Annotated in this window: 11 protein-coding genes; 4 read left to right on the top strand and 7 right to left on the bottom strand. The window is 39.9% G+C overall.

The genetic code is table 11. The features are described 5' to 3' along the window. Window positions 1-35: 35 nt before the first annotated feature. Both AOM43_RS07035 and AOM43_RS07030 read right to left on the bottom strand, forming a co-directional pair. Entirely contained in the window at window positions 36-1,061 is a 1,026-nt protein-coding gene (locus AOM43_RS07035; protein WP_036746468.1) for an aldo/keto reductase, read from the bottom strand. Window positions 1,062-1,072: 11 nt separating this feature from the next. Then, window positions 1,073-2,356 (bottom strand): D-alanyl-D-alanine carboxypeptidase family protein, encoded by a 1,284-nt coding sequence (locus AOM43_RS07030; protein WP_059359628.1) that lies wholly within the window; start codon window positions 2,354-2,356, stop codon window positions 1,073-1,075. Between the two features lie 224 nt (window positions 2,357-2,580). Here AOM43_RS07030 and AOM43_RS07025 point away from each other — a divergent pair, with 224 nt between their 5' ends. Then, entirely contained in the window at window positions 2,581-3,033 is a 453-nt protein-coding gene (locus AOM43_RS07025; protein WP_013925430.1) for a hypothetical protein, read from the top strand. Here the strand turns inward: AOM43_RS07025 and AOM43_RS07020 are convergent. The 4 genes from AOM43_RS07020 to dnaE all read right to left on the bottom strand — a co-directional run bounded on the left by AOM43_RS07020 (window position 3,030) and on the right by dnaE (window position 8,817). Next, window positions 3,030-3,473, bottom strand: a complete 444-nt coding sequence (locus AOM43_RS07020; protein WP_006342149.1) for an ATP-binding protein — start codon at window positions 3,471-3,473, stop codon at window positions 3,030-3,032. The genes AOM43_RS07025 and AOM43_RS07020 overlap by 4 nt on opposite strands. Next, window positions 3,454-3,921 (bottom strand): LPS assembly lipoprotein LptE, encoded by a 468-nt coding sequence (locus AOM43_RS07015; RefSeq protein ID WP_226987438.1) that lies wholly within the window; start codon window positions 3,919-3,921, stop codon window positions 3,454-3,456. The genes AOM43_RS07020 and AOM43_RS07015 overlap by 20 nt, the downstream gene beginning before the upstream one ends. 76 nt (window positions 3,922-3,997) lie before the next feature. Further along, entirely contained in the window at window positions 3,998-4,996 is a 999-nt protein-coding gene (locus AOM43_RS07010; RefSeq protein ID WP_013925432.1) for an outer membrane protein assembly factor BamD, read from the bottom strand. A gap of 56 nt (window positions 4,997-5,052) precedes the next feature. Continuing rightward, complete coding sequence (gene dnaE / locus AOM43_RS07005) at window positions 5,053-8,817, bottom strand: DNA polymerase III subunit alpha (protein ID WP_013925433.1); 3,765 nt, start codon at window positions 8,815-8,817, stop codon at window positions 5,053-5,055. 324 nt (window positions 8,818-9,141) lie between these two features. On the opposite strand from dnaE, the gene AOM43_RS07000 reads away from it, so the two are divergent. Together AOM43_RS07000 and AOM43_RS06995 are read left to right on the top strand one after the other, a co-directional pair. Beyond that, window positions 9,142-9,348, top strand: coding sequence for a hypothetical protein (locus tag AOM43_RS07000; RefSeq protein ID WP_013925434.1), 207 nt, complete (start codon window positions 9,142-9,144; stop codon window positions 9,346-9,348). A 148-nt stretch (window positions 9,349-9,496) separates the two neighbouring features. Continuing rightward, on the top strand, window positions 9,497-9,898 hold the full coding sequence (locus tag AOM43_RS06995; RefSeq protein ID WP_059359626.1) for a hypothetical protein: 402 nt from the start codon (window positions 9,497-9,499) through the stop codon (window positions 9,896-9,898). A gap of 38 nt (window positions 9,899-9,936) precedes the next feature. Here AOM43_RS06995 and uhpC read toward each other — a convergent pair whose 3' ends face one another. Further along, window positions 9,937-11,295, bottom strand: a complete 1,359-nt coding sequence (gene uhpC, locus AOM43_RS06990; RefSeq protein WP_036746488.1) for an MFS transporter family glucose-6-phosphate receptor UhpC — start codon at window positions 11,293-11,295, stop codon at window positions 9,937-9,939. A gap of 337 nt (window positions 11,296-11,632) precedes the next feature. Between uhpC and AOM43_RS06985 the strand changes: the two genes are divergently transcribed. Continuing rightward, window positions 11,633-13,984 carry an FHA domain-containing protein gene (locus AOM43_RS06985; RefSeq protein WP_059359624.1) on the top strand — a complete coding sequence of 784 codons (2,352 nt, stop codon included), beginning with the start codon at window positions 11,633-11,635 and terminating at the stop codon, window positions 13,982-13,984. Window positions 13,985-14,006 lie beyond the last annotated feature (22 nt).

Raw genomic sequence — 14,006 nt, 5'->3', positions numbered from 1 at the left:
CAATTAATTTACAATCTCCAATTTTTATAAATTAATTAAACAGGTGATGGATTTCTTTCCTCAAAACCTTTTTGATGCCAATAAGGATAGATCGGAGTCCGCGCACTTGCCACATCTAATTTTTTTACCTGCTCAGGAGTTAAATTCCAGCCCACAGCACCAAGATTATCTTTTAACTGCTGTTCATTGCGAGCACCAATAATAATGTTGACTACTGTTGGTCTCTGTAAAAGCCAATTTAAAGCCACCTGAGGAATTGTTTTACCCGTCTCCTTCGCGATCTCATCGAGAACGTCCACCACATGATAGAGGTACTCATTTTCAACTGGAGGCCCCATATCGCCAGTGGCTGGCAACCGGCTATGAGCAGGCAAGGGCTGCCCCCGACGAACTTTACCTGTCAATCGCCCCCAACCTAAAGGACTCCAGACCGTTAAGCCAACCTTCTGATCTAAGTTTAAAGGCATCAATTCCCATTCATAGTCTCGTCCGATTAGAGAATAATACCCTTGATAAGCTACATAACGCGCCCATCCATATTTTTCTGAAACGGCCAATGACTTCATAAGATGCCATCCTGAAAAATTGGAGCATCCAATGTAGCGAATCTTTCCACTTTTAATGAGATTATCTAATGCACTTAAGGTTTCTTCGACAGGTGTCATGGCATCAAATCCATGCATTTGATAAAGATCGATGTAATCAGTTCCGAGACGTTTCAGACTGTTTTCACACGCATTGATTAAATGATAGCGGGAGGATCCCACATCGTTTGGATCCGAACCAAACCGAAATGTCGCTTTGGTTGAAATCAGAATTTTATCTCGCCGCCCTTTAATGGCCTGCCCAAGAACCTCTTCAGATAGGCCATTTGAATAAATGTCCGCGCTATCAAACATATTGACTCCGCTTTCTAAGCAAACATCAACTAAACGAGAGGCTTCCTTTACATCAGTCTCTCCCCATGCTTTAAAGAATTCGGTTCCTCCGCCAAAAGTAGCGGTTCCAAAACTCAAAACGGGCACCTTAAAACCTGAATATCCTAATTGCCTATATTCCATACGATCTTCTCCTAACGTCTTCTAAATTGAAATACGAGTCCTCCAAAAAATAGCAATATGCACACAATGGCAAAAATTTTTGTGGCTTTGTGCCAAAATAATAATTCACCAAATGATTGTTTTATCCAGAACGACCAGCTCGCCGAGAGCTCCTCATAGGCTTTTACGGGCACATATTTTTTAAAGGCTCCTTCCCGATCTGTCAAGCAAACTTGCCCAATCGTTTGTCCTTTTTGAATGGGAGGTTCCAAATTCAACCATTCAACCGCACACTGGACTTGAGGTTCTTCGGCGGAAAAGTAGGAGATCTTGACATCCTCATCCAAATAGGCTTTTAAGGGTTGAGAAGCCCAATTAGGTTTTTGTGTAAATTTTTGAATGCCTTGCCTTAAAAGCAACCGTTCCACTTTTGGTTGTTGAAAAGCTGCCTCAAATAATTTAATGGCATCTTTAAAAAGCTGGTCCCTCTCTTTTGTTTTTAGTAGGACCGCAATTAAAGTTCGACCTTTATCTCTAGCAGCCACAACTAAATTATGCGCGGCGAGATTGGTGTAACCTGTTTTAGCACCAAGAGCTTTAGCATAATAAAATTTACCCTGCTTAAGCAAAGGATGATTTTGAACTAAGACAGAAGATTCTTGCTTATTTGTTTTAGGCCTTGTGTATTTAACCGTTCCGAACATTTTACAAAATGCAGGAATGCTGAGCGCTTCTTTTGCTAAAAGCGCCATATCATATGCCGTTGTTTTATGTTCGGGGTGGTGCAAGCCATGCGGATTATGAAAAGTCGTGTGCTGACATCCTGCTTGTTTCGCATAGGCATTGAGCTGATCCACAAAATCAGGAACCGTCCCTCCCACGTATTGCGCGATAACATTCGCGGAATCGTTAGCAGAAACCAACATGAGACCGTGAAGCAGATCCTCTAAAGAAAGTTGCTCGCCTTTCATGATTCCCATATGGGTTCCCCCGGGAACTAACCAATAAGCTGGCAAGGTATAGTTCGATTTCCTTTTCGCTTCTTCAGTCACCCATCCAATGGAATCTTGCTCCGCAGTGACAATAACGTCTAATTTGTCTGAAAAAAATTTAAGAACAAAAGCGGCTGTTGCAATTTTTGTAATACTTGCAGGGAAATAAGAGGTGTGAATATTTTTTTCATAAAGAATTTTTCCCGTTTCTGCATTCATTAAGATTGCAGCTTCCGCTTCCACAAAAACATCAAGCGTATTTGAAAAAAGGGAATTTGAGAAAAATAATAAAGAGATAATCAAATAATAAGTAAGTTTAAGCATCCTTATAAAGCATTTTGGGTTCTGGTTTTGCCTACTTTACTTGAAAAGCAAAAGAATTCCAACTCAAAATGTATCATCTAAAAACACGCTTTACCCAATAATTTTTTCTATTCGTGTAATAAAATGGCTCATTTCGAGCTTATTTTGAGTTTCGAAAGTCTATTTTACCAATTGGCACCGAAGTTGCTTTATTTGATTTAGGTAAAGGCATTATGGAGATAGATATGAATAAGCTAGCTCTGTTAGATGAATACTTTAAAAAATACACGGAGAATCTAAATCATTGGATTCCCGATGGAATTATTCCAGTCGATCTTTTTCTACTGACTGAGTTTGATCTTTTGGATTCCTTTTTCGAGGAAAAAAATCCAGCAGCTTTAACTCGCTATTTTCACGTTGTAGAATCTCAAGATAAAATCACTCTTATCAATGAGCATTTTGTTGTTTGGATCATCCCTGAAAAGTTTGAAAACACGACCAAAACACTGACTTTGATTGCGCTTAATTATCCGGAATCTCTGACGCTTGAACTCGGATTTCTAGCATCGGGAGTCTATAATACTTCCCGTCTTGTTCTTAGAATTCTTGAAAAATTTTTACATGAAATCCAAGAAAATGAAGATTTTATTAAAGCGATACAAGAGACAGATACGCCTCCTTCTTCAGAAGCAACCTAGGTCGTATATTTAATAAGAGTTAGACAGTTGCAATCCCTTTCTCTATGATAATTGACTTCATCCATGATTTTCAAAATGAAATAAATGCCGTATCCGCCCAAGATTTGCCCCCCGCTGGGAGTGTTGGTCAATAACTTATTTGCATTTGCTAAAGGATTATAGGGAATTCCGTGATCTTTGATGAGAATTTGCATGCCCGTTTTTTTGACAGGTGCACATAAAATTTCAATGGTCCCTTTTTGATCTTCAGGGTAACCATAGGTAATGATATTGACTAAAGCCTCTTCCATGGCCAATTCAACTTTAATTGCATCATCCGAATTCACTCCAAATGCGAATGCGTTTTCTTTAACAAAACGCAGCATGTTATAGAGCTGATCCAATTCAGCGGGAAAAGTTTTAGCAATATTATTGTCTCTGCTACCAGCTATTGCTGACATAATCTACAATCTTTTGACTTATGGCTTTGTTTAAAGGTTCCCATACAGCATCTCGAGCTGAGTCAACATCACTCAACTGGCCGAGGGAAAAAATATTAATGCCGTGAAGATTTAAGTAGTAGTCATGATCGAAGTCTGCATTCGTTTCAATTAGAGCAGGGCCTAAAATATAATTTCCTGTGTCATTATCCAGTAAAGCAATCTCCACTTTTGCCCATAAACGAGTCTCCGTCGGAATCACCGAATTTGTGAGCTTTCCTCGTTGTTTTCGATAATAACGGAATCCTATATTTTCATCACGTAAATCTACAATTTTAACTATGAGAGATAAATCGCCTTGATTTGTGACGTATTGGTAGCAATCACTATTGCATAGTTCACGTACAATCGCAGATGTTAAAGCCCCATCCTTATCCCCTTGTACATAAGGGACAGAAATTGTTTTCATTGAACTGCAGGGCCCCGCTGCTATGCGATAACCACAGCCTGTCATCAAGATGAGCAGGAAGACCCAGCAAAATAGTTTAAGACTCTTTTGTGTCATCTTGCTTACCCGAAGCTGCTGTGAGCTCTGGACAAGCTCCCAAAACAAAAAGTCGTTTACGGCATCTTTCAGCAATTTCTGTGCCAGGAAACTTTGCAATTGTATTTTGGTAATAGATAATCGCCGCTTTTGGATGCCCTTTTCTTTCGTAGAAAGACCCTGTTTCAAATAAGCCGTGTGCGTAGATTTCTTTAATTTTTAGCACATTAGCTTCCACTTCAAGCAAGCGCTCTTCCCCAGGAAAATCCCTTTCAAATTTACGCTTATTTACATCGGCAAATGCCAAAATATCAGGATTTTGAAGTTCTACTGCGCTTTGTTCCAGGTAAACTCTCGAAATAGCAACATAACTTTCTGGAGCAAGTTCGTGCTTGGGAAAACGACGAATTAAAAGGTAAAAACTATCCACGCTTTCACGAAAATCTTTGAGCTCCCATAAGTATAAGCCTTTACAGTAAAGAGCTTTAGCCGCGATATCTTGGGAAGGCATTGCCGCTGTCACTTCATCGTAAATTTGCAAAGCAAGAGATTCACCAGATGCCCATTTAGGAAGTCGTTTGGTTCCCAAAAGATGCCTTCGAGCTCCTTCACGGAATTTCTCAGCAATCGCAAACTTATACTCAATGGCTTCTTCAAAGTGCTCAGGGCATCCTTTAGCAGATAAGTATTCAGTAAAATATTGGTTAGAAAAATCAAATTCATCAAGATGAAAATTTGCAATTCCTAAAAAGAAAAGAGCCTCTTGTGCCCATGAAGAAGAAGAAAAGTTTGAAACAACCACTGTAAATTGTTTAACAGCTTCATGCCAATTTTCTTCATTGTAAGCTTCAACACCCAAGTTGTAATGCACGTGCATAGGCTGTGTCGCAAGTTCTTTTGCATCAACAAAACGTCCGTCTTTAAAAACATAGGCTGCTTCTAAGCTAGAAATTCCCGCTATTGAAAGCAATACACATAATAAACATCTAAATATTTTCATCTTAATGACTTCCCAATTAAATAAATACTAAAGTCTAAATTAGTCAAAACTTCCTGTCAATCTCCTTGAACATCTTTAATCGCAGCTAACTGCAAAAGCTCTTCTTTTAATTTTAAATTAAACAAAATTCCGGAAGACACATCGATATGCAATGTGGCTAATTCACGTGTTCCAATCATAAAATTGAGTTCAACAGGCATATCACCCCGATGTTCGGAAAAGATTTTTTTCATTTTCAGAACTTGGCTATGTCTCACCTTTTCCATATCGAGGATGACGACACATTTTCTTTCTTTTGGAGGTTTAACAGGCTCCGGCTGTTTGGATGGCGCTACATTTTTTGTCATGCTGCCTCCTTTATCTTGACCAGCAGTTTGCGTACTTTTTTGAGGGTATGTTCTAGTTGCCTGAAATTTTGCGCGATCGTAGGCTTTATCACAAGCTTCAATCATGGCTTCATCCACTTTAGATAGATCATCTAGCCAACGACAAGAAAGCCGCACCGCCTCTTCTTTTTTGTCCATTTGCAAGACGACATATAAAGGCTGATTTTCTTTAAGAAGCTCCCCTTTTTGCTCGTATAGATCCGGCCAAATGGGCAGTTCATAACTTTCAATGCCATCGCTTATCCGCAGAATCGCAAACTTCTTTTGCGTTTTAGCCGATAAACGGAGCTGCACAGATTCGATAATCACAGCGGATCTAAAAACAGCATCATTTCCTAGCATATCGATCGCGGAAAAATTCACGCAGGATAAACGCTGCATATATTCTTGAAAGCTGTCTAAAGGATGCCCAGTCAGAAAAAAACCTAACAATTCTTTCTCTTTCAACAGGATGTTCTGCTTTGAAGTCGGATTCAGCACGTTTGGAGCAAAGCTAAACTTAGCCTCTGAGGTAGCTCCCATTAAGTCAAAAAATGTTAAAACCCCTGACTGCTCTTCCCGCTTCTCTTTCAAGGCTGTTTCATACATTGGATCAATACTTTGACGTAAAGCATCTCGAGACCATCCTGTAAAATCGAAACTCCCTGCATCCACCAGGTTTTCAATACTCTTTTTTCCCACTTTTTTTAAATCGATCCGTTTAAAAAATTGATAGAAGTGAGTAAAAGGACCGCTACGGTTACGTTCTTGCACAATTGCCTCTACGACCCCTTCTCCGACCCCTTTAATCCCCTTCATGGCAAAGCGGATCCCTTGTGGTGTTGCAATAAAAGTGGATCCTGCTTCGTTAATATCTGGAGGAAGAATTGCAATTCCCATGGTTTGGGCTTCTCGAATAAACTTCGCCACTTTGCTTAAGTCATCACTATCACACGTCATTAAAGAAGCCATCCATTCTCTCGGATGATTCGCCTTTAAATAGGCTGTCACATAGGAAAGATAACCGTAAGCTGCCGCGTGGGACTTGTTAAATCCATAGGCCGCAAATTTTTCCATTTTATCAAATACGAGCATGGAAGTAGTTTCTTCAATCTCATTTTCAAGAGCTCCTAAACGGAATTTTTCTCGCTGTTGAGCCATTTGCGCCATGTCTTTTTTCCCCATAGCTCGCCGAAGCACATCACCCTCACCAAGTGAATAGCGCGCAAGCTTACTGGCAATTTGCATGACCTGCTCTTGATAGACCATAATTCCATAGGTTTCAGCCAAGATGTCTTTCATCCAAGGGTGGTCATTTTCAATAGGCTCGCGTCCGTGCTTACGATTGATAAAGGAAGGAATCATATCCATTGGCCCCGGACGATAAAGCGCACCAACCGCAATAATCTCTTCAAATTTGTCTAAGTGCAGCTGCCTAGCCAAATCTTGCATGCCGGCAGATTCAAGCTGGAACACACCTAACGTTTTTCCTTGGTTAAGCAAATCAAATGTCCGCACATCATCAAGCGGCAGGTTCACCCAGTCGATTAGCTTCCCTGTACTAACATTCACTGATGCGACACATTGCTGAATCGCTGTCAAAGTTTTGAGCCCCAAAAAGTCCACTTTCAGCATGCCCACCATTTCCACAGGCTTCATAGAATACTGGGTTGCCGGCATGTCTGAATCTTTCGCATTGCAAATGGGAATGATCGAAGATAAGGGTGCCCCACTAATAATGATCCCTGCTGCGTGAATCCCTGTACTGCGGATAGACCCTTCTAATTTTTTCCCAATGTCAATAATGCGCTTAGCGTCTTCATCTGTTTCATACATCGCACGCAAATCAGGATCTTTTTCCAGCGCTTTTTCAAGAGTAATGTTTAAATCCTCTGGAACAAGTTTAGCAATCTCGTTGACCTTAGAGAGGGGCACACTTAGCACACGGCCGACATCCTTAATGGCCATACGCGCTTTCATTGTACCGAACGTAATGATCTGGGCAACATTATCCTTTCCATATTTTTCCAAGGTATATTGGATCACATCTCCGCGCCGATCCATGCAAATATCTACGTCGATATCGGGATAAGAAAGACGCTCAGGATTAATAAAACGTTCGAAGAAGAGATGAAAGCGCAAAGGTTCAATATCGGTCACACCGATTAGGTATAAAACGATTGATCCCGCTCCAGAACCACGTCCTGGTCCCACAGGGATCTGATTTCTTTTTGCCCAATTGATAAAATCCCATACGATCAGCAAGTAATCGCTCATTTCTTTTGGAACGATGATTCCCATTTCATATTCCAATCGCTCTCGTACAATTTGCGTGGGATCTTTATCAGGGAAAAGCTCTTGGATCTTTGCAAGCTTATCCGCATCATAACGTTTCTTAATCCCTTCTTCGCATAGGTCCCAAAGATACTTTTCAACAGCTTGCGCTCGCTCTTCCTTGGTATAGCTTTGTCCTTCCAAAAAGGGCGGGACATACACAGGATAGTGTTTTGTTTTAAAATCGAGTTGAACGTGACATTTTTCTGCGATTTCTAATGTTGATGCAAGCGCCTGAGGAAGATCTTTAAAAACTTCTTGCATTTGCGTGGGTGATTTAAAATAACATTCATGAGAAGAATAAACACGTCGCTTGGGGTTCAGCTGCCGAAATTTAGGATTCCCCATCGCATCTTTTTCTAAGATTTCACAAGGTTCGCCCGATTGCACATTCAATAAAATCTCATGCTCTCGCCAATCTTCGCGTTCGATATAGTGGCTGTCGTTTGTCGCAACTAACGGAATACCAAACTCTTGAGAAAGTTCAACTAGAGCTTGCGTCACCTTGGTCTGTTTCTCAATGTATTCTTGATAGTTTTGAAGCAACCATGTCTCTTGATAAAGGCCATCTCTTTGAATATTTTCTTCAGACATCGTATGTCTTTGAACTTCTAAATAATAGTCTTCGCCAAATAAATCCTTGTACCAAGCTAGATGCTTTCGGATGCTCTCAGGAGTTCCCTGCAGAATTTCACTTGATAGCCGACTACTTAAACATCCTGACAGACAGATTAGCCCCTCTTTATATTTCTCTAAAACTTCATGGTCGATTCGCGGGTGGTAATAAAAACCCTCCAAAAATCCAATAGAAGAAAGTTTGCAAAGGTTTTTATACCCCTCCATGTTTTTTGCAAGAAGAGTCAAATGAAAATCAGAACGGTTTCCTATTTTCTTACGATCGAGCCGTGATTCTGGAGCAACGTACACCTCACACCCTAGAATAGGCTTAACTTGCGCACCCTGACATGCTTTAAAAAATTCAACAGCACCATACATATTCCCGTGATCTGTTAGGGCAACTGCCGGCATTTTAAATTCAGCCGCTTTTTCAGCAATTAGATTGATAGAAGCCGATGCATCCAAAATCGAGTATTGTGAATGAACGTGTAATGGGACCCACATAAAAAACCTTTAAACTTCATTTGATGACGAAAAAAGAATACCAAAAAGCGATTTTGAATGTTAGGTTTTATCTCCCGATTCCGTCAATAAATATTTCTATAATAAACAATCATCGACTACAATTATCCTTGTATAAGGATTATATTTTTAATAAAAATAAGCAGGTCAATTCCACAATTTGACCAACATAAATAATTAATTGCATAATATAATAAAAACCAACACTTAATAATAATTATGGGCTCCCCTATGCAACCATTGCGACAAAGTGGATAACATGAAGTTCCTCCTTCACCACCCTCTGTAAGCTCACCCCAAGAGAAGGTGATCCGTAGTGGTAAAAGCTATTCAAAGCTGGGGGAAAAAGCCAGCGAAAGTTCGACGGAAGCAAATAAGAAATTACGAACTTCTGTTTCTGTGAATAAAGAAGCTATCGCCTTACTAAAAAAAGAAGCGGGAAAGACATCTGCTCAAATTGAAAGAAAGCCCTTTAAAGCTTCAAAATCGTTTGAACAAAGATTTGCATCTTAAAAAAAAAGAATCGGCAATTTCATAAAAAGATTTAATCACTTTTCTAAAAAAGGTATCGAATAAATCAGAAAAGACACAATCATCTAAAAAAACGGGCGCTCCAGTTTCTAGCGGAAGAACAGATGTTTCAGATAAGCAACTCCGAAAAATGGAGAAAGAAGAAGTCGAATCATTTCTTAATCCCCATCTTTTGGAAGACATCGCCTCTGCAAATGAAGATAACAAACGGGGTTCATTAGTCGATGCAATTATTCAAAAGCTGCAAGATTCGAAGGGCATCAACCTTGTGGGCAAACGTGCTTTTGTACAAGAATGCGCTATAGAAGCTTATTTTGCGAAATGTGCCGAAAAGCTCTGCTCTGATTATCAATATGCTTTTAGGAAAGATTCAAATCAAGCAAGGAGAAACGCACTAAGAGACTTAAGTGGGGCGCTAACCACAGTCCTGGCAATTGATTTTCCAGATATTGCTGTTAAAGACTTTGCAAAGAAGGCTGGGCAAGCTCTTGATCAAGCAAGAAAGAAGCGGAATACAAAAAGGAAGCATTAATCAAAAAGCAAGCCGTGGTAGGGCTTGCTTTTTTAAGTTTAGGCCAACTTTGTTTCTGCTCTAGCAAGGCGAGGATTCTTCGTCGCATTCCAGAGAGGAACAAGAGCAAGCATCGAGATCCCACAACAGATCATCATGGAAATGAAATAACCTTCCCAACCCATTTCATCTGTAATTTTTCCCATTGGATATCCTGCACAAGCCGCTCCCATATAAGCGCAAAATCCCACAAATCCTGTGGATGTGGCAGCCGCCTCTTTATGTGACAATTCCGCAGCTGCAACACCGATGAGCATTTGAGGTCCAAAAATGGTAAAGCCTAGCATGAAAATCGAAAGGGCATCTAAAATCACAAATCCTTCAGGAACAAGCCAAAATGCCAATACAGACAACATCATACCTCCTGCAAACAAAACATTTACAGGACCGCGTCTAGCCCCGAAAATCCGATCGGAACTCCACCCTGCACATAAGCTTCCCACAAAGCCACCCACTTCAAAGAGAGAGATGCAGGCATTTGCACCCATACGGCTATATCCCTTTTCATCTAGAAGATACAAGACCGTCCAGTCGTTTACCCCGGTTCGCACAACATATACAAAAAAATAAGCGAAACCAAGCATCCACATGTACCAATTTTTCAAAACATACTCGACCAAGATTTCTTTCGTTGAAAGTTTTTGCTTGTCTTCATTAGCACCAAAACCAGAGTAATCTTTTCTAAAATCCTCAATCGCAGGAAGCCCTAAAGATTGGGGTGTATCGCGTAAACGATTGATCAGAAAAACTCCCCCTAGAATGCAGATGATACCGGGAACGTACATCGCATATCTCCAACCCAAGAAATGTAGGCAAGCCCCCACAATCCACGGAATTAAAAATGCACCCACATTATGGGAAACACTGCATGTGGACCACCAAGATCCTCTTTCAGAATGAGAATACCAATGCGTTAAAAAGCGCGCACATGGGGGCCAGCCAAAGCCTTGAAACCACCCATTTAATCCCCAAAAAATAGAGAAAAGAAAAATCGAAGAGGAAAAACCGAACAAGATATTGACCACACCGGTCATCATTAATCCAAGCGCCATAAAATATCTAGGATTGGAACGGTCAGATAATATCCCACTTGCAAATTTGCTTATTCCATAGGTGATAGAAAAAATGCTCCCCAGGATCCCTAATTGCGTTTTATCAAAATGCAATTCTTGAGCCAAATCAGGCATGGCAAAGGTGAAGCTTTTTCGAGTGAAATAATAGAGTGCATACCCAACAAACATTGAGTACAGAATCCGAATTCTCCAATAATTGTATGATTTTTCAACTTCTTGAGAATCTTGAATCGGCTCAATATAAGGCGCAGGTTTTAGTAAATTTAATATAGAGGCCACGCGCATCTCCTTTTTACAACATCTATCGAGCTTTCGCTCAACTTTTCCTTTATTTCTGTCGCTTTGATGCGAGACGAAAAAGAAAAACTTTAACATAATACTTTAAATTTTTAAAGAGTAAAATCCTTTCCATTTTAAATTCAAAAATATTTTGGTTACAAAAAACACAACAAATGTCACTTTTTAATCTTCTCGTTCATTTTTATTCAAGCCTTTCTCACATTTTTTGCGGATCCCGTGAGTCTTCTATTGACGGCTGCACGCAGATATGCTAGAAAATCAGCGACGGAAAAAAAGACAACGCTAGGGAATGTCTTGATTCCAAGACAAGCAAGGACTCAAGATGATCAAACTTGCCGTACATTGTAAAAATAACCACATAGAGGAATTTGTCTTCGATAAGCCCTCTGTTAAAATAGGGCTGGAAGGAGAAGAAACTGATATTTCTCTTCCAGAAGAGTCCTTGCACCCTTGCCATGTTGAAATTTATGAACAAAATGGCCGCTTTTATATTTTCAATCATGCCAACGATCCTTTTGTTGCATTGAATGATTTCCCTTTTAGAAAAAAAGGACTGAAGGACAAGGCCGTTTTATTTATAGGCAAAACCCAAATTGATGTTGAGGTTTCTCCACAAAAAATGGAGCCGACTCCTATCCGTGAAGAAAATTTGGCTTTAGTCCCTTTCTCAAAGCCAGAAACGAAAGAAATTGATGTTGCAGCTCTTGTACAAGAAGTTGAGGCTAGAGGTTCACCCCCTATTGAAAAAAATCAACCTGAACAGTCCAAAGAAATCTCGCTTGGAAATTCTGTCATTGAAGACGAAGATTCTGCAAGCGATCTCCACACACCGCAGGAACAAGAGAGTGGCCTAAACCATCAATATGCCCTGCATGAACGCCCTGTCAGAAATAGTGAAGGCAAAAATCCGCCTTCTCAGCGAAGCTGGGGATTTATGTTAAGTTTAGGAACCATCATCGTTGCATTTATTACGCTATTAGTTGGAACTGCTTATTTGAAAATTAGTAGCGAGAGTGATCGCGATGAAATTAAGGCAGCAGAAGCCGTAGCAGATGCGGGGATGGCTCTTACTTATGCACAAGTGTCCCATTTAAAGCCTCAAAAAAGCAATTGGTCACAACCTGAATTCCTCAAAACAAGTTTAGCCTCTATTCTCCCTCCTAATTCTCGTCCTCTGATTGATGTGGATGCACAAGGCAAATTTAATAATTGCCCTTATCTCTTACGGATATATACAAGTGGCGATTTAAGTCATTTTTTAATTATTGCACAACCCGCTCCAAGCACCTGGCAGTGGTTACTTCCACGCGCTGCTATTATTTTGGATTCTGCCTCCATGGAGATGAGAAAAACTACAGATTTGAAAAATTTAAATCGCCTTCTCGTCAATATCAACTCTTTGGACGAGCTAAATCCAAATGAGATTTCGAATGCGGTCAAAGAAGGAAAACTTATTCCTCTGGCTTCTTTAAAATTAAGCAAAAAAATTCGTGAATTCACGCCCCCTAAAGCCCTTTCTGTTGTACGACCTGGAGCAGAAAATTACATCTATAATGCCCCTCGTTATCATCTGCTAGGGGAAACCATTATTGATAAGGCCATTGCCTTACTGGAAAGTCCATCAAATGATCAACAAGTCAGCACTTTGCAGCAAGATGTCGATATGCTTAAAAAACTTCCGAATCTTGTTCTTTATACGACAAAAGGCATTGACGGAGCTCTTCAAGCTGAAAAAGCCCTTTCTATTTTTGTTCCGAAAACACGTTTCTTAATTGGATATTTAAAGATTAATTCTCAGGGTAATATCATCAATAACCACATGCTCATGAGTGAAGAAATCAGTCCAAAGGAAAATGGTGATTATTCACAAGTGGTTAATGAAAGCTCGGATAAAACAATAGAAGAGCATGAAGATTTATCCTCGGCGGAAGAAATTGCCGAAGAAACGCCCTCTCATTTATATTCCAATCCTCTTTATTTACAACTCGATAAACTTTTTAACGATCGCAAAAGTGCCCTTACACCTATTCACACCCGCATGGAAGATTTAATCGCAAAAGAACACAATGGAACGGTGAACGATTTTCACACGCAATTTCAAGAGTTGCTTAAGGAGCACCATGAAATTTCGGAAGAACAGAAAAATATTTTTGGAGAAAACTTCTTCAAACTCAGCGAAGAATATCGAAGCGTACCTTTAAAAGAAGTAGTCGAATACGTCCAAGTTGTAGGCTTGATGCCGCTAGTAGAAAGTATTCTAAAGGAACGTTCAAAAGAAAATCAGTTGTCTCAAGCAGAATTTGACAGCGCAATTGAGAAAATTCGAAGCGCAGCTAATTTGGAAGAACTTCACAGTGAAATCAAAAAAATTACTCCAAAGCTATCTTTAAGTGTTTCGCCCTCAATTCAACAGCTCATTGAATATCAAAATGCGTGCAAAAATGAGGTTGTCCTCATAATCGAGAAATTTCTCTTATCTCCTGACGAGAAATTAACCACGCTTTCTCCAACTTCTAAAGATATGTTAGAAAACATTTTCGAATTAATTTGGATAAATTCTCCGACAGAAAGGGAATTCTATTTTCACGAATTAGACCTTTTATTGAAGCCCTTTGAAGAGGCGACAAGCGAAATAGAAGAAGCGGTTTCAGCAACAGAAGAAACCTTAAACTAAAAAATTGACAATAAAAGAATAA

The sequence above is a fragment of the Parachlamydia acanthamoebae genome (genome assembly GCF_000875975.1).
Classification (GTDB): domain Bacteria; phylum Chlamydiota; class Chlamydiia; order Chlamydiales; family Parachlamydiaceae; genus Parachlamydia; species Parachlamydia acanthamoebae.
The sequence above is the reverse complement of the archived record's forward strand: the minus strand, read 5'-3'. Positions and strand labels throughout refer to the sequence as shown.